At 68.2% G+C, this 16763-nt stretch carries 15 protein-coding genes; 10 read left to right on the top strand and 5 right to left on the bottom strand.

Annotated features, from left to right (window positions below):
- The 6 genes from RQI43_RS04385 (at position 1) to RQI43_RS04360 (ending at position 7527) form a co-directional block, all read left to right on the top strand.
- A complete protein-coding gene (locus RQI43_RS04385) occupies positions 1-222 on the top strand; it encodes a hypothetical protein (RefSeq protein WP_311274325.1) in 222 nt (73 codons plus the stop codon).
- A 50-nt stretch (positions 223-272) separates the two neighbouring features.
- Positions 273-2366, top strand: a complete 2094-nt coding sequence (gene kdpB, locus RQI43_RS04380) for a potassium-transporting ATPase subunit KdpB (RefSeq protein ID WP_311274324.1) — start codon at positions 273-275, stop codon at positions 2364-2366.
- A gap of 53 nt (positions 2367-2419) precedes the next feature.
- Positions 2420-3025: a K(+)-transporting ATPase subunit C gene (locus RQI43_RS04375; protein WP_311274323.1), complete on the top strand. Its 606-nt coding sequence runs from the start codon at positions 2420-2422 to the stop codon at positions 3023-3025.
- 37 nt (positions 3026-3062) lie between these two features.
- On the top strand, positions 3063-5777 hold the full coding sequence (locus RQI43_RS04370; protein WP_311274322.1) for a sensor histidine kinase KdpD: 2715 nt from the start codon (positions 3063-3065) through the stop codon (positions 5775-5777).
- Complete coding sequence (locus tag RQI43_RS04365) at positions 5774-6469, top strand: response regulator (protein WP_207409889.1); 696 nt, start codon at positions 5774-5776, stop codon at positions 6467-6469. Before RQI43_RS04370 ends, RQI43_RS04365 begins: the two co-directional genes overlap by 4 nt.
- A gap of 164 nt (positions 6470-6633) precedes the next feature.
- Complete coding sequence (locus tag RQI43_RS04360; protein ID WP_311274321.1) at positions 6634-7527, top strand: hypothetical protein; 894 nt, start codon at positions 6634-6636, stop codon at positions 7525-7527.
- 80 nt (positions 7528-7607) lie between these two features.
- On the opposite strand, the gene RQI43_RS04355 is transcribed toward RQI43_RS04360, so the two are convergent.
- Complete coding sequence (locus tag RQI43_RS04355) at positions 7608-8051, bottom strand: PACE efflux transporter (RefSeq protein ID WP_056423715.1); 444 nt, start codon at positions 8049-8051, stop codon at positions 7608-7610.
- Between the two features lie 89 nt (positions 8052-8140).
- On the opposite strand from RQI43_RS04355, the gene RQI43_RS04350 reads away from it, so the two are divergent.
- On the top strand, positions 8141-9049 hold the full coding sequence (locus RQI43_RS04350; RefSeq protein ID WP_311274320.1) for a LysR family transcriptional regulator: 909 nt from the start codon (positions 8141-8143) through the stop codon (positions 9047-9049).
- 98 nt (positions 9050-9147) lie between these two features.
- Here the strand turns inward: RQI43_RS04350 and RQI43_RS04345 are convergent, their stop codons facing one another.
- Positions 9148-9792: a hypothetical protein gene (locus RQI43_RS04345; RefSeq protein ID WP_311274319.1), complete on the bottom strand. Its 645-nt coding sequence runs from the start codon at positions 9790-9792 to the stop codon at positions 9148-9150.
- 46 nt (positions 9793-9838) lie between these two features.
- Complete coding sequence (locus tag RQI43_RS04340) at positions 9839-10468, bottom strand: hypothetical protein (RefSeq protein ID WP_311274352.1); 630 nt, start codon at positions 10466-10468, stop codon at positions 9839-9841.
- An 80-nt stretch (positions 10469-10548) separates the two neighbouring features.
- On the opposite strand from RQI43_RS04340, the gene RQI43_RS04335 reads away from it, so the two are divergent.
- On the top strand, positions 10549-11532 hold the full coding sequence (locus RQI43_RS04335) for a hypothetical protein (RefSeq protein WP_311274351.1): 984 nt from the start codon (positions 10549-10551) through the stop codon (positions 11530-11532).
- Here RQI43_RS04335 and RQI43_RS04330 read toward each other — a convergent pair.
- Positions 11520-12728 carry a glycosyltransferase family 4 protein gene (locus tag RQI43_RS04330; RefSeq protein WP_311274318.1) on the bottom strand — a complete coding sequence of 403 codons (1209 nt, stop codon included), beginning with the start codon at positions 12726-12728 and terminating at the stop codon, positions 11520-11522. The two genes, RQI43_RS04335 and RQI43_RS04330, sit on opposite strands and share 13 nt — an antisense overlap.
- Positions 12728-13768 carry a glycosyltransferase family 4 protein gene (locus RQI43_RS04325; protein WP_311274317.1) on the bottom strand — a complete coding sequence of 347 codons (1041 nt, stop codon included), beginning with the start codon at positions 13766-13768 and terminating at the stop codon, positions 12728-12730. The genes RQI43_RS04330 and RQI43_RS04325 overlap by 1 nt, the downstream gene beginning before the upstream one ends.
- A gap of 60 nt (positions 13769-13828) precedes the next feature.
- Between RQI43_RS04325 and RQI43_RS04320 the strand changes: the two genes are divergently transcribed.
- Both RQI43_RS04320 and RQI43_RS04315 read left to right on the top strand, forming a co-directional pair.
- Positions 13829-15883: an HAD-IIB family hydrolase gene (locus RQI43_RS04320; protein ID WP_311274316.1), complete on the top strand. Its 2055-nt coding sequence runs from the start codon at positions 13829-13831 to the stop codon at positions 15881-15883.
- Positions 15873-16760: a galactosyltransferase-related protein gene (locus tag RQI43_RS04315; protein WP_311274315.1), complete on the top strand. Its 888-nt coding sequence runs from the start codon at positions 15873-15875 to the stop codon at positions 16758-16760. Before RQI43_RS04320 ends, RQI43_RS04315 begins: the two co-directional genes overlap by 11 nt.
- Positions 16761-16763 lie beyond the last annotated feature (3 nt).

Raw genomic sequence — 16763 nt, 5'->3', positions numbered from 1 at the left:
ATGCGTCGCCTGTCGCTTCCCCACTCCGCGCCGAAACGATCCGTCGTCCGCCGGGCGCTCGCCCTGCACCGACCCCGTCCCCCGACTTGGAGCCGGGTTCAACGAGACCGCCACGACCTCCGCATTTCGGATGTGATCCTCGGCATGCTCGGCCTGATCCTCCTCGGCGCCCTCTGCATCATGGCGGGAGCCGACCTGCTGACCCGCGCGCTGGCACCCTGAGCTCCGCTCGACGGCGCCGCCCCCAAATGCCTCCCTATCGGACAACCGCAATGGCCCGCCCAAACTCCTCCAGCCTGTTCAGCGCCTCCCTCGTCGGGCCGGCACTCCTTGGCGCCCTGACCAAGCTCGATCCCCGCAGGATGATCCGCAACCCGGTCATGTTCGTGGTCGAGGTCGTGGCTGCCCTGACCACGATCCTCTTCGCTCGCGACGTTCTCACCAGCGGGGCCAACCTCGCCTTTTCCGGTCAGATCATCCTGTGGCTCTGGTTCACCCTGATCTTCGCCAATTTCGCCGAAGCCCTCGCGGAGGGGCGTGGTAAAGCGCAGGCGGACAGCTTGCGCCGCACCCGGACCGAGATGACGGCCAAGCGCCTCACCGGCTCCGGCCGCGAGGTCGAGACCGTTCCGGGCACGTCACTCAAGGTCGGTGATGTGGTGCTGGTGGAGGCGGGGGATCTGATCCCATCCGATGGCGAGGTCATAGCCGGCGTCGCCTCCGTCAACGAGGCCGCCATCACCGGCGAATCCGCCCCGGTCATCCGCGAATCCGGCGGCGACCGCTCGGCCGTCACCGGCGGCACTCAGGTGCTTTCCGACGAGATCCGCGTGCGCATCACCGCCGCCGCCGGCTCGACCTTCGTCGACCGCATGATCGCCCTGGTGGAGGGCGCCTCGCGACAGAAGACGCCCAACGAGATCGCGCTCAACATCCTGCTTGCCGGCTTGACCCTCATCTTCCTGTTCGCGGTGGCGAGCATCCCGAGTTTCGCTAGTTATGCCGGCGGCGCGATCCCGGTCATCGTTCTCGTCGCGCTGTTCGTCACGCTGATCCCGACGACGATCGGCGCGCTCCTCTCGGCCATCGGCATCGCCGGGATGGACCGGCTGGTCCGGTTCAACGTCCTCGCCATGTCGGGCCGCGCCGTGGAGGCGGCCGGCGACGTCGATACCCTGCTCCTCGACAAGACCGGGACCATCACTCTGGGCAACCGGCAAGCCACCGAGTTCCGACCCGTGCGCGGTGTCTCCGAGCAGGAACTGGCCGACGCCGCCCAGCTCGCTTCGCTGGCGGACGAGACGCCCGAGGGTCGTTCCATCGTGGTGCTGGCCAAGGACAAGTACGGCATCCGCGCCCGCGACATGGGAAGCCTGAACGCCACCTTCGTGCCCTTCACCGCTCAAACGCGAATGAGCGGCGTCGATGTCGACGGTTCCTCGATCCGCAAGGGCGCGGTGGAGTCGATCATCGCCTCTGTGAGCCCTCAGCCCGTAGCCGCGCGCAGATCGAACGCCGCCCTGGCCTACGCCCCCGGACCCGCCACCGACATCGTGCGTGAGATCCAGGCCATTGCCGACGACGTCGCGAAGGCCGGCGGGACACCGCTCGCTGTGGCACGCGACGGGCAACTGCTCGGCGTCGTCTACCTGAAGGACATCGTGAAGGGCGGCATCCGCGAGCGCTTCGCCGAGTTGCGCCAGATGGGCATCCGAACGGTGATGATCACCGGCGACAACCCGATGACGGCGGCGGCCATCGCGGCCGAGGCCGGCGTGGACGATTTCCTGGCCCAGGCCACGCCAGAGGACAAGCTGGCCCTGATCCGCAAGGAACAGTCCCAGGGCAAGCTCGTGGCCATGTGCGGCGACGGCACCAACGACGCCCCGGCGCTTGCCCAGGCCGATGTCGGCGTGGCCATGAATACCGGCACGGTGGCGGCCCGCGAAGCCGGCAACATGGTCGACCTCGATTCCGATCCGACCAAGCTCATCGAGATCGTCGGCATCGGCAAGCAACTGCTGATGACGCGAGGCGCGCTGACCACGTTCTCCATCGCCAACGACGTCGCCAAGTACTTCGCCATCATCCCGGCGATGTTCCTCGTGCTCTACCCGCAGCTTGGGGCGCTCAACATCATGCGGCTGGCCTCGCCCGAGAGCGCGATCCTGTCGGCGATCATCTTCAACGCGCTCATCATCGTCGTGCTGATCCCGCTGGCGCTGCGCGGCGTGTCCTACCGGGCGGTGGGGGCCGGCGCACTTCTGCGGCGCAACCTCCTGATCTACGGCCTCGGCGGTATCCTGGTGCCGTTCATCGGCATCAAGGCCATCGATCTCGCCATCACCGCGCTTCACCTCGTCTGATCTCCCCGCACCTCGTCCGAGCCGTCACGCCAACTCACGACAGGCATACGTCCATGTTGACCCAGCTTCGCCCCGCTTTCGTCCTGCTGATCGCCCTGACGGCACTTACGGGGCTCGCCTATCCCCTCGCGATGACCGGCCTCGCGGGGGCGATCTTCCCGGCCAAGGCCGCCGGCAGCCTGATCGAGCGCGACGGCAGGATCGTCGGCTCCAGCCTGATCGGACAGTCTTTCACCGGTGCCGGGTATTTCCACGGTCGCCCCTCGGCGACGAGCGCCGCCGACCCGGCCGATGCCACCAAGATTGTCCCGTCGCCCTACAATGCCGCGAATTCCTCGGGCTCGAACCTCGGTCCGACGAGCGCCGTCCTGGCGGAACGGGTCAAGGGTGACCTCGACGCTCTGAAGGCCGGGAATCCCGGCCAGCCGGTACCGGTCGATCTCGTCACTGCGAGCGGATCTGGTCTCGATCCGGACATCTCGCCGGACGCGGCCCAGTTCCAGGTTCCCCGCGTCGCCAGGGAGCGCGGCCTGTCGGAGGACAGGGTGCGCTCCCTCGTGGAGGTTCAGATCCAGGGCCGGCTCGTCGGCATCCTCGGCGAGCCGCGCGTGAACGTCCTTGCCCTCAACCTCGCCCTGGACGATCTGAAGCCAAGATAATCTTGCCGCGTCATTCTTTCCGCATGTCGGGCCGCCCATGCTGATGCCTCATCGCGATCCGGACCGTCCCTCGCCCGACGCGCTGCTCGAGGCCGTCCGCCGAGAAGAGGGACATCGCGGCCGCCTCAAGGTGTTCCTGGGGGCGGCGCCCGGCGTCGGCAAGACCTACGAGATGCTGACCGTCGGACGTGCCCGGCTCAAGGCCGGGACGGACGTCGTCGTTGGCGTGGTCGAGACACATGGCCGGTCCGAGACCGAGACTCTCGTCGAGGGCTTCGAGGTGATGGCCCGGCATTCCATCGCGTATCACGGCACGATGCTGGATGAGATGGACCTCGACGCCTTGCTCCTGCGTCGGCCCGCCCTGGCCCTCGTGGACGAGCTCGCCCACACCAACGCGCCCGGCTCGCGCCATCCCAAGCGCTACCAGGACGTCGAGGAACTCCTCGACGCTGGCATCGACGTCTACACCACTCTGAACATCCAGCATGTCGAGAGCCTCAACGACGTCGTCGCCCAGATCACCCGCATCCGCGTGCGGGAAACCGTGCCGGACGGTGTCTTGGACCGGGCCGACGACATCGAGGTGGTCGATCTCAGCCCCGACGACCTGATCCAGCGTCTGCGCGACGGCAAAGTCTACGTGAAGGGGAACGCCGAGCGCGCGCTGAAACACTACTTTTCCCGGGGCAATCTCACGGCCCTGCGGGAACTCGCGCTCCGACGCACCGCCGACCGGGTCGATGACGAACTTCTCAGCCACATGCGGGCCAATGCCATCGCGGGTCCGTGGGGCGCGGGCGAACGGGTCCTCGTCTGTATCAGTGAGGATCCGCGCTCGGCCGGCCTCGTGCGCCACGCCAAACGTCTCGCGGACCGGCTGCACGCGCCCTGGACCGCCATCACGGTCGAGGGCCCTCGAACCCTCTCCCTCGACGAGGCCGCGCGCGACCGCATCGCCGACACCCTGCGCCTCGCCGACCGCCTCGGCGGCGATGCCGTGACGATCCCGGGTGGCCGTCGCGTCGCCGACGACATCCTCGCCTATGCCCGATCGGCGAACGTCAACCACATCATTCTCGGCAAGGCCGACCGCTCGCCCTTGTTCGAGTTGTTCCATGGCTCGGTGGTGCACGATATCGTCCGGCGCTCCGGCACGATCAGTATCCACGTCATCGCCGGCGAGGCGATCGAGGCAGGTCCGGTTCCGCCGAAGACGGTGGCGACGGCCCCGGCCGTGCGTGCCTTCAGTCCCGGTCACTATGTCCTCGCCCTGACCGCCACGGCTTTAGGGCTCGGACTCGCGCTCGTTTTGCAGCCCTTTCTCGGCGTCGAGAATGCCGACCTCATCCTGCTGACCGCGGTGGTGGCGGTGGCGGTGCGCCTCGGGCTGGGGCCGTCGCTGGCCGCGGTGCTGGCCGCCTCGCTCTCCTACAACTTCTTCTTTCTCCCGCCGGTCTACACACTCACCATCGCCGACCCGACCAACGTCGCCGCGTTCCTGCTCTTTACGGTGGTGGCCGTGGTGGTCTCGAACCTCGCCTCGCAGACCCGCCGGGAGGCCAGGGTCTCGCAAGGGCGTGCCCGTGCAACGGAGCGACTCTACGGTTTCAGCCGCAAGCTCGCCGGCTGCGGAACCCTCGACGACGTGCTCTGGGCCACCTCGGCCCAGATCGCCGCCATGCTCAAGGTCCGCGTCGTGCTCCTGTTGCCCGAGAACGACGTCGTCTCGGTGCGCGCCGGCTTCCCACCCGAGGACAGGCTGGATGCGGCCGATTTCGGCGCGGCGAAATGGGCCTTCGACAACGAAAGGCCGGCGGGACGCGGCGCCGACACCCTGCCGGGCGCCAGGCGGCTCTTCCTGCCGATGCGCACGGGGCGCGGCATCGTCGGCGTGATCGGCCTCGATGCGGATCGCATCGGCCCCATCCTCACCCCGGAGGAACGACGCCTGTTCGACACTTTGGCCGATATGGCGGCGCTCGCCATCGAGCGCGTCCGCCTCGTGGAGGATCTCGACCGCGCCGAGCGCGCCGCCGAGACCGACCGCCTGCGCCAGGCACTGCTCACCTCGATCTCGCACGATCTGCGCACGCCGCTCGCTTCGGTGCTGGGGGCGGCCACGACCCTGCGCGACCTCGATGGGGCTTTGGCCTACGAGGCCAAGGCCGACCTGCTCACGACCGTCATCGTGGAATCGGAGCGTCTGAACCGCTTCATCGTCAACCTCCTCGACATGACACGGCTCGAGGCGGGAGCGGTCGCCGCCAACCTCACCCTTCAGGATGTCGCCGAGATCGTGGACACGGCCCTGCGTCGCCTCGGGCCCATTCTGGCAGGACACCGTGTCGTGCTGGATCTGCCGGCGGGTTTGCCAGCCCTGCGCCTCGACCCCGTCCTGTTCGAGCAGGTGCTGGTCAACCTCCTCGACAACGCCGCCAAATATGCCCCGGAGGAGTCCACCGTCACCGTCCGGGGCTCGGCCGAGGGTGGGTGGGTCCGCCTCGCGGTGCTCGACGAGGGCGACGGCCTGCCTGAGGCCGATGTCGAGCGCGTCTTCGACAAGTTCTATCGCGTCCGCAAAGGTGACAGCGTAAGGGCGGGAACGGGGCTCGGCCTCGCCATCGCACGCGGTTTCGTCGAGGCCATGGGTGGCACAATGACGGCGGGAAACCGCCGTGACCGCCTCGGCGCGATCTTCACCATTATCCTGCCGGTGCCCGGACACCGCCGGGCGGACATCGCCGCATGAGCCTGAACATCCTCGTCATCGACGACGAACCGCCGATCCGCAAGTTGCTGCGCATGGGGCTCGCGACCCAAGGCTACGCGATCTTCGAGGCGCCGAACGCCCGCATCGCCCTCGACCTCCTGGCCAAGGAGGCGATCGACCTGATCATCCTCGACCTCGGGCTGCCGGACATGCGGGGGCACGACCTCTTGCGCCGCATCCGCGAAGACCATCGCGACCTGCCGGTGGTCGTCCTATCGAGCCGCGACGACGAGCCCGGCAAGGTCGAGGCCCTCGATCTCGGGGCCGACGACTATGTGACGAAGCCCTTCGGCATGGGCGAACTCCTCGCCCGCATCCGCGCGGCCCTGCGCCATCAGCTCGCCGTCCAGGGCGAGCGCGCCCTGTTCGAGGTCGATGGCCTTAGCGTCGATCTCGTGCGCCGCATCGTCCGGGTGCGCGGAGCGGAAGTGAAGCTCACCCCGCGCGAGTACGATTTCCTGCGCGTGCTGATCCAGCATGCCGGCAAGGCGCTCACACACGCCCAACTCATGAAGGAGGTCTCGACCTCGTCGGACCCGCAATACCTGCGGGTCTACATGCGCCAGCTGCGCCTCAAGCTTGAGGCCGATCCCGAGCGGCCGCGCATCCTCCTCACCGAGACCGGAATCGGCTACCGCCTGCGCGCGCCGGAGGACGATGCCCGGACCTGACATGCCCTGACGCAAGCACCGACGGCTGCATGGGCGATGGGCATGCGTCGCCAACTTCACCCTTCGCCATGCATCGAAATCCGGGGATTCGCGTTCATGGACCGACCTGACAAAGGCGGGCGTGGTGAAGCGCGCGCCTTCATCGAGAGGAACCCACCGGACCTATGGAGCGCGATTGCGTCGTTATCGGCATCCACGGTCTCGCGAATAAACCACCCGCAGATGAGAAAACGCGCTGGTGGAAGGCGGCCATCGACGAGGGCCTCGTTCGCAACGAAGGCATCGCCGATCCCCACTTCGCGTTCGACTTCGTCTACTGGGCCGATCTTCGCTACGACGCGCCGCTGTCCGGGGATGGCAACCGCGAGCCATACCGGCCTTACGAGGGGACGGGACCTCTGCCACGCGGGGAGACCGCGCCGACGCTCACCACCAACGCCATGTTGGCGCCGGTCTATGCCGGGATCGACGCCGTCGAGGAGGCGACCGGCGTGACTCTCGTCGACGATGTCATTCTCGAACATCGCTTCGACGACCTCTGGCACTATCACGCCGAACAGGACTTCGCCCGTCGGGTTCGCACGCGGCTGATCGAACGCCTGAAGGCATTCAGCGCCCATCGCATCCTTCTTGTCGCCCATTCGATGGGGTCGGTCATCGCCTACGACGTCTTGCGGATGCTGGAACGGGACGAACCATCATTGAGGATCGACCACCTCGTCACGGCGGCGTCGCCACTGGGCCTGGCGAAGGTGAAACTCAAATTCGAGGCCGAGCACGACACATTACGCGTGCCGAACAACGTCGCGGCTTGGACGAACCTCGCCGATGGAGAAGACGTCGTCGCCATCATGGGTGATCTGGCGACGGACTACCCCCCAAACGAGACCTGCATCCGCATCGACGACCGGAGAGTCATGAATGCGTACCGGCGTCCCGGCGGGGAGCCGAACCACCATAAATCCTACGGCTACCTGCGCACGCCCGAATTTTCAGCCATCGTCTCGAATTTCGTTTCTCGTGAGCAACGGCCCGTCAGGAGCGCGGAATCCGTCTGAAAGCAGGGGGGATCGTCGCCGATCCGCCCCCAGGGTGCACTTTCGAAGCCTGGGCCTCTGCTGCAGGCGACGGGCGCCGCTCAGCGGCACGGCTCCGCCGCGGTCTCGCTCCAGCTCCGCAATGGGAAGGCCCGGTCGTAGCCGAGATTGAAGAGGAAGGCGTAGACCACGTAGAAAGCCGCGATCGCGAGATCCATGAAGAAGGCTTGCGCGAGGCCGATCCCGAGATACCAGGCGATCGGCGGCAGCAGGATCATGAGCAGACCTGCCTCGAACAGAACGGCGTGCCCCACCCGCAGGGGGAGGCTCTTTCGCGTGTGACCGGCGAGCCGTTGCATGGCTCGATCGAAACCGAGATTGTAGACGTAGTTCCAGGCCGTTGCGATCACGGCGCTGCCCACGCCGATCATTCCCATATCGGAGGCGTGCAATCCGAACAGCACGGTGCCGAACGGGATGATCAGCGCGAGCCCGAACATCTCGAACAAGAGGGCGTGGCGGATACGGTCGCGTGTGCTGCGCATGGTCATACCTTGAACAATCTCGTTGGTTGACCGCTTCCTATCTGCGATACCCAGAGTATCAAGTTGGTATGTATCTCGGATTCAGATAGATGGCCGTCTCACTCGACCAGCTTCAGGCCTTCGTGGCAGCGGCCGAGGCCGGGTCCTTCTCTGGCGCAGCCCGGACATTGCGCAAGGCGCAGTCGGCCATCAGCACCCAGGTGGCGAACCTGGAGACGGATCTGGGCGTGGCGTTATTCAGCCGGGCGGGCAGGAACCCGGTGCTCACACCGGCGGGAGAGCGGCTGCTGCTCGAAGCGCGCGTGGTACTCGACCGGCGGGAGCATCTCATCGGCGTGGCGAGCAGCCTGGAGCGGCGGGTGGAGAACCGGCTGGTGGTCGCCATCGACGAACTCTACCCCGAACATGCGCTCGGCGCCCTCTTCGCCGATTTCGCGCGGCATTTCCCCTTCGTGGAACTGGAACTGCTCTTCCCGCTGATGGAGGATGTCAGCCGCATGGTTCAATCCGGCGCCGCCGATCTCGGTGTCATGTGGCGCCAGGAGGTCCTGCCCACGGAACTGGGCTTCCAGACCATCGGCTGGGTACCGCTCAAGCTCGTCTGCGGATGCGATCACCCGCTGGCGAAAGCACGCGTGGAGTGGGAGGAACTGAAGCGCCACCGCCAGATCCTCGTCGCCGCGCGCAGCGACGGGCCGGAAAAGCGCCGCCTGCGGGTGGCCGCCGAGGTCTGGTGGGTGGAGAGCCACTGGGTGATCCTCGAACTGGTAAAACACGGGATCGGCTGGGCCTTCGTCACCGACCACGTCATCGCGGCATCGCAGACCGCGCCGTACCTCGTCACGCCGGACCTGCAATTCGACAAGGGCGATTGGCCGATCGCCCTGGAACTGGTCTGGCACAAGCAGCGCCCCTGCGGCCCCTCTGCGGCGTGGCTGCGCGAGCGCTTCGCAGCGGAAAGGGTCGGCACCCTGTCTGACGGTGGCCAAGCAGGCTGAGGGCCGGAAAGCGAAATCGTCCCGGTGGAGGACGCCTTCCCATCACGAAAGCGATCAGCCCTTCATGAGCGGGAAGCGGACCGGTGGCATGAGACGGGTCAAGGCTGTTCCCATGCCGCCCGGACCGGGCCGGTCGCATTGTCCGGCTTCGCATCACCGATGAAGATCACCACCGGACCGTGATCGGCCCGGCGCGGGTCGTAGAAATCGAGCAGGTTCGGGTGAAGGCGCTGGATATAGTCCGGGCACACGCCTTCCCGTCGTAGCAGGTGGTCGATGACGACCTGATCGCCGTGCACGGCGTTCGGGACCGGTCCGCATGACCCCGCCTCCATCCAGCGCGCAGGGTCCGCCGTAAAGGCGGTGGAGAGGAAGTCGAGTTCGCCGCCCTCCCAGCGCATCAGGGCGCTGGAGAGACGGCCCTTGTGGAAATAATCCTCCATCGCGGCCAATCCCGGCGAGGCGAGGGCGTCGGCCGGCCCAGTGAAGACGGTGTCGAGATCGCACAGCACCGACGTTCCCCGCGTCAGGCCGGGACGAAACGCCTCCATCTTCGCCCACCATGCCGGCCAATCGTGCCTAAGCCCCACGCGCTCCACGCCGGTTACGTTGAGGGGAAGGTCCGTGAGACAGAGTATCGTGTCGAAGGCCGGGGCGTGGCGGCGCACGCCGCGAGCGAGGCGCTCGACCCAGCTCGCGTCGTAACGGCCGCCGCCCTTCAGGACGGTGATCAGCGTGGTCATGTGGGAAACTCGGTCTTGTGAGGAGCCCGGCCCAGGGATGGGCGGTTCACGTGGAGGTGTGCAGTCGAAGCCGCCCGGCCGCCTCGGCCTCTGCGAACCACGCGCGCTCGGCGGCCCAGGGATGGCCGGGCCAGCCGGCAAAGCCGAAGCCATAGGCATCGATCGGCTCGGATTGTGGTCGCCGGCCGAGGAGGAGCGCCAGCGTCACGAGGAATCCGGTGCTGGGGTTCGGCCGTCCCGTGGTGCCAGGCGCGAGGCGACGCCGCCCCTCGCGGTGCAGATCGTCGGACAGCACGTGGACCGGTTTGCCGAGGGGAGCCAGCAAGGCCAGCACCTCGCGGGTCCAGCACATCTGTTCAGGCTGGTTCTCCTCTGCGGCGAGCATCGGGAATGGCAGGATGAACGCTTCGGCGCACCGGACGACGGGGCGATCGAGGAAGCGTGGGTCGGCCAGCCATTCGCGCATCTGTCCGCCGCGATTGACCAGGGCGAGGTGCGTGACCCGGGAGCCGGTGCTCCCGCCGAAACCCGCCGTGTTGTTGAAGCGCACGACAGAGGCGGCGGCGTCGATGGCGGCGGCGGCCTCGATCCCCGGCGCGTTGCCGACGATGGCGAGCGGCGAATCCGGTAACCGCAGCACGTCGTGGGAGAGGGGGGAGTCGACCTGGGTGTTCACTTGCGGCAGGGGTACGAGGAACAGCGGAGGTATGGCGTCGGACCCGCGCGGCAAGGTGCGAGCGGGGAGGGGGACCGATGATGCGTCGATGCTTTGTCTGTGGCGCCGCCATGCTGCAGCCGACCGACCGGCACCTCATCTATCCGGGTGGACGCCGCCGCGCCTTTCCGCTCGCCTGCGCGTCCTGCGGCCTCCTGCTGGCGGCGGATGCAGACCCTGAGCGATGCCGCGCGGATCTCGCCGAGCGCCTTTCGGGCCCGATTTTCCTTCCCGACCCGGAGGGCGGCTACGGGTTGGATCTCTACACCCTGCGCAGTGCCGCGACCGGCTTCGGCCTCGGCGTTCGTGCGCTCGACGACGAGGGGCGGACCGACCTTCGACATCCGCATGGCGACCGTGCCGCGCGGGCGGACCTCTACGCCCTAGACGGGGCGGCGGGAGTGCCGGTCTCCCTGGGCATGCTCTGCCGGCCGGCAGAGCTCGACGCCGTCCTGGCTAACGTGGCGAGCCATGCGGGCTGGACCGACGATGTCGTAATCCTGCTCGACGCGCCGGCGCATCCGCCGCGAGCCGTGCCCACGGCCGGATTTCCACCGAGTGCCGTGCGGGTGGGCGCCCGGCCCATGGACGGTGATTTCAGTACGCAGCGCAACGTCCTTCAGGATCTCGCCCGCAATCCCTGGATGCTACAGCTCGATGCCGACGAGAGCCTCACTGCCGATTCCGGCCAGCTCCTTCCGGCGCTGGCTGCCATGGCGGAGGCGGACGTTGTCCTCTGCGTCGGCTTGGCGCGCCGGAACCGTGTCGACGGCATCCTCTCGGACGTCTACCCGGACGTGCAGTATCGGCTCAATCGCAAGTCCGTGCGCTATGCTGGGCGCGTGCATGAGCGGCCGGTCCTCGACGGCGGCTGGCCACGCAGCTTCATCGCCCTGCACGGGGCGATCGAGCACCGTCTGAGCCGGGGCCATGTCCTGGCGCGTTCACGGCGCTACGAGAGCCTGGACCCGGGACGCGGACGTCCCGAGGAGGAGGCCGCGCTGCTGCAGCCCTACCGGGAGTGAGGCCGCGCTGACCCGTGGGCCTGGGCCGCCGCGATAGCCCGGGCGTAGAGGTCGAGGGTCTCTCTGGCGAGCACCTCCCGGCTGAAGCGGCCAGCCGCCGCCAGTGCGTTGGTCCGATAAGTGCGGCGCAGAGCCGGATCGGCCAGCAGCGGACGAACGACATCGGCCAGAGCCGGGCCGGTAGCCTCCTTGGCCAGCGGCCCGGCGCCGGGCCCGCCTACGAACCTGCGCGCGCTCGCGTCCTGCGCACAGGCCACCACCGGCCGGCCATAGGCGAGGGCCTCCTGGTAGACGAGGCCGAAGCTTTCGTAGCGTGAGGGGGCGAGGACTGCGTGCGCCTTGGCATAGGCGTCGGCGAGGTCTTCCGCGGGCATCCGGCCGCGTGCGCGAATGCAGGCCCGCGCCGCTTCAGGAATGTCGGCCGGGAGATCCGTTGCCGGCACGCCGACGAGATCGAGCACGAAGGCGGGCACGCCGCCGCGCCTCGCTTCCTCGGCCAGGATCGCAACCGCAGCGAGAAGCGCGTCGAAGCCTTTTCGTGCTTCTGCCCGGCCGACGAAGAGCAGGCGTACCGGCCCTTCATCCTCCGGATACAACGCGCCGCGCGCCGCCGCCGCGATCTCCGGCGGCAGGCTGAGGCCGATCACTGCCTCCGGTTGTCGGCCGGACAGGCCGTAGGCTCGGGCGATCACGGCCCCGTGCTCGACGGTGTTGGCGATCAACCCGGCGCTGCCGCGTGCCTGGCGGCGTTCCAGGGCATCGGCGGCTCTTCCGTCCAGGTCATCGCGCAACGAGCCGGCGGGTGGGCGCGAGAAAGCGGCGGGCGTCGAGCTACGCGTGACCAGCGGCAGGTCTCGGCGGCCGGTCAGCAGCGCGGCGGGGGCGTACCAGTTCGTTGCCTCCACGACGTCGAAGGGAGCTCGGGCATGGTCGGCGAGGATGGCATGGCGGAAGGCCAGCGGTGCGGCGACGTGCCCGGCCGAACCCCAGCGGCGCAGGCGGGCCAGCCCGCCGTCCGGCGGCAGGCCAATCCCCGCAACCGTCACGCCCTCGACCCGTTCGCGGCCGACGCGGTCGAGGGTGAAGACCGTGACGTCGGCGCCGGCCTCGGCGAGGCTTTCGGCGATCTCCCGGGCGGCGGTCGAGAGGCCGCTCGGTGCCGGCGGATAATCCCATGTAAGGAGCGCGACGCGCATCAGGCAGCAAGCAGGCGGCGATAGATGGCGAGGTAATCGGTCGCCATGCGCTCGGCGGTGAAGCGCGCCTCGAAGCGGCGGCGGATGACGGCGCGGTCGAGGCGGCCGATCCGGCCCAGGGCCTCCACCGCCTCGGCCTCGGAGGAGACGACGAAGCCGGTCACGCCGTCCTCGACGATCTCCGGCACCGAGCCGCGGTTCCAGGCGATCACTGGCGTGCCACAGGCCATCGCCTCGATCATCACGAGGCCGAAGGGCTCGGGCCAGTCGATGGGAAAAAGCAGAGCCCGCGCGCTTCCCAGGAGATCCGCCTTCCGGGGATCGTCCACGGGACCGAGATAGGTCGCGTCCTCGCCGAGAAGCGGGCGCACGTGGCGTTCGAAATAGTCGGGGTTCCCGACGTCGATCGTGCCGCCGAGCCGGATCGGCAGGCCGGCGGCGCGCGCGACACGGATGGCGGTGTCCGGCCGCTTCTGGTCGGTCATCCGACCCACGAAGGCGACATGGTCGCCGGGCTGCGTCTGCAAGCCGTAGCGGTCCCGCGCGATGCCGTGATGGACGATCCCGGCGCGGTTCGAGGCCGGGATGCCGGCCTCCTGCGCCGCCGAGATCGCCGCGACCGGCAGGTCGGGAAACCCCGCGAAGAACAGCGCCCGGTCGAGCTCGTCCACCCGCCAGTGGATCGTGGTCAGGCTGTGCCGCCGGCGGGCTCCGAGGAGCGCCGCATGTGCGAACTCGCCGTGGCAATGGATGATGTCGAACTCGTCCATCCTCAGCCGCAGCGCCTCCAATTGCAGCGCATCGAGCGCCGCAGGGACGCCGGGTGCAACGCGACCGTGCCCGCTTTCGAGGGCCGCCAGACTGGGATGGTCGCCGATGCGTGGTAAGTCTGTCGCACTGTCGGACGGCGCGAACAGCGTTATTTCGACGCTGAGGTTTCGTAGTGCCGTGCTGAGGTCATGAATGACCCGCTCCGTGCCACCGTGATGCTCGGGAGGAACAGGGAAAATGTTCGGGGCGACTTGGGCGACGCGAATCACGGAGCGGACCTCAACTACAGAATTTGCTTGTCTCAGCGCGCTTACAACGCTGTCGGCCTGATGTTTATCTTGCATATCGCCCTTCAGGGCTGCCTGCGCGGCGGTGGAGTGGTGTTTGGGCTCACCGCCGATACCGGCGGCCATATCCGCTACCTGCTCGATCTCGTAGCCGCCTCGTCACAGGATGCCGGCATCGACAGGATCGTCATGGCGACACGTCTGTTCGACGGCACGCATGGCCCGGATTACGCCGTGCCCGAAGAGCGGATCTCCGACAAGGTCGAGCTCGTGCGGCTCGCGAGCGCGTCCCCCGTCTATCGCGCCAAGGAGGAGATGCACGAGGAGGTGGCGAGCTTCGCCCGGAGCCTCATGGACTGGATCGCACGGCAGCCTCGGGCGCCGGACATGATCCATGCCCATTACGCCGATGCCGCCTCGGTCGCGAGGCTCGTGACGGATGAACTCGGAATACCCTTCGTGTTCACCGCCCATTCGCTCGGGCGGGTCAAGGCATCGATGTTGGGTGTAGGAGCGGAGACCTCCGCCGTTCTCGCCCACCGCATCGCTGCAGAAGAGGGGGCGCTGGCTCGCGCCAGTCTCGTCATCGCCTCGTCCCGCGACGAGGCGGAAGTGCAATATGCCGGATACGTCGCCTACGATCCCGGACGCATCCGGGTCCTACCACCGGGCAGCGATCTCGCACGGTTCGCGTCTGCCGTGCCCCTTTCGCGGGTCGATGCCACCATCGACCGCTTTCTGCAGGATCCGGGCAAGCCCGCCTTGCTTGCCCTCGCCCGGCCGGTGGCGCGCAAGAATCTGGCGGCTCTGCTGCGGGCCTATGGCGAAAGCCCGGCCCTGCAGTCCCGCGCCAACCTCGTCCTCATGGCCGGCACGCGCGAGGACATCGATGCGCTCGACGGCGACATGGCCGCCACTCTGCGTGAGATCCTGGTGCTGATCGACCGCTACGATCTCTACGGACGCGTCGCCTATCCGAAGACCCACGACCCGGAGGATGTGCCGGCGATCTACGCCTATGCCCGCGTGCGCGGCGGCCTGTTCGTGAACCCCGCCCTCAACGAGCCGTTCGGTCTGACATTGCTGGAAGCCTCGGCGTCAGGGTTGCCGCTGGTCGCCACCGATAGCGGCGGCCCCAACGACATCGTCGAGACCTGCGGCAACGGTCTCCTCGTCGATCCGCGCGCGCCAGACGCGATCGCGGCCGCGTGCCTGCGCATCCTCGGCGAGCCCGACCTCTACGCGCGGTGTGTGGCGGGAGGCGCGCGCGCGGCCGCCGCCTATGACTGGGATCAGCATGCGGCGCGCTACCACGACCTACTGCGGGCGCTCCTGGCACCCGAGCCGCCCATGGCGGAGCCACGGCAATTGCTGATCTGCGATATCGACAACACGCTGGTGGGTTGCGAGGCGGCGCTCGGCATCTTCCGGCGCTGGCGCAGCTGGCAGGCAGGTTTGGCCTTCGGTGTCGCCACCGGTCGCTCCTTTCACAGCGCCATGGCGATCCTCGAGCAGCAGGCCAGTCCGCGCCCGCAGGTGATGATCACTTCGGTGGGATCGGAGATCTACCATCTCGATCCCAACGGCGTGACCTACACGGCCGATCTGGCTTGGCGCGACGCCGTCTCGACCGGGTGGGACCGTGCCGGCATGCAGGCGGTGCTCGCCAGTCTCGATGGGCTCGTGCCCCAGGGGGGGCTGGAGCAGCGCGGGCACAAGCTGAGCTATTTCGGGGATGCCGCGGCGGCTGAGGCGGTACGAAACCGCCTCATGCAAGCGGACCTCCTCGCCAACGTGATCCACAGCCACGGACGTTACCTCGACGTCCTGCCGGTGACGGCATCGAAGGGCACCGCGGTGCGTCATGTCCGCGCCCTCTACGGCTTGCCGGAGAGAGCCGTGTTCGTGGCGGGCGATTCCGGAAACGACGTGGAGATGCTGCGCGCCGAGGCGCAGGCCATCATCGTCGCCAATTATTCCGACGACCTGGCGAGCCATGCGGCCCTGAAGCATTCCTACGTCGCCCGGACCTCGCACGCCCGTGGCATCATCGAAGGCGTCGGCCATTTCCGCAGGATGCTGGTCGATGCGGGCTGAGCCTTTGGACCGGCCTTCCGCGAGCGTGCTCACGCTCGTGCGCAGCCGGGCCGACCGCCTGCGCAATCTGATGCGTGGTTTGGCCCGGCAGTCCGTGCGGCCACATGAGCTCGTGATCGCCTGGATGCAGCCAGAACCGGAGGCGGACTTGCCCGATCCGGGCTGCCCCGTGCGCCATATTCTCGTGGCCGGGGAGCCGATGCCGCTGGCCGCCGCCCGCAACCGCGCGGCCGAGGCCGCAACCGGAGACCTGCTGGTTTTCCTCGACGTGGACTGCATTGCCTCGCCCGGCCTCGTCGATGCCTATCGCCGGGCTGCGTCGGAGACGGACGGCCTCTTCCTCGGCGAGGTGCTTTATTTGCCGCCGGGGTTGGACGCGGAGACGGCTTCCGACGACGCGGCTTTGGCCCGACACGGCCGGGCACATCCGGCACGGCCGGCGGTCCCGCGAACGGGCCTGCGCCGGGAGCCCGATCCCGGCCAACTCTGGGGCCTGTCCTTCGCGCTGCCAGCCCGCGCCTGGCGCGCCGTCGGCGGCATGGACGAGGCCTATGCCGGCTATGGCGGCGAGGAGACCGACCTCGCCACCCGCCTCGACGCCTCCGGTCTCCCGACGTTCTGGGTCGCGGGGGCGCGCGCCTATCATCAGTACCACCCGGTCCACGTGCCGCCGCTGCAGCATTTCGAGCCCATCCTCGCCAATGCCACCCGCTTCCGCCGGGCGCATGGACGCTGGTGCATGACCTACTGGCTCGGTCAGTTCGAGGCTGTCGGATTGATCGCCTGGGACGCGGACTCCCCCGCGATCCGGGTCATCCGCCATCCGAGTACCGCCGAAATCGCCGCCGCCCTGCGGCCCGACGCCCTTTACTCCTGACGA

The sequence above is a fragment of the Methylobacterium sp. WCS2018Hpa-22 genome (genome assembly GCF_031843785.1).
Classification (GTDB): Bacteria; Pseudomonadota; Alphaproteobacteria; order Rhizobiales; family Beijerinckiaceae; genus Methylobacterium.
This window is presented reverse-complemented; position numbering and strand designations above follow the sequence as displayed.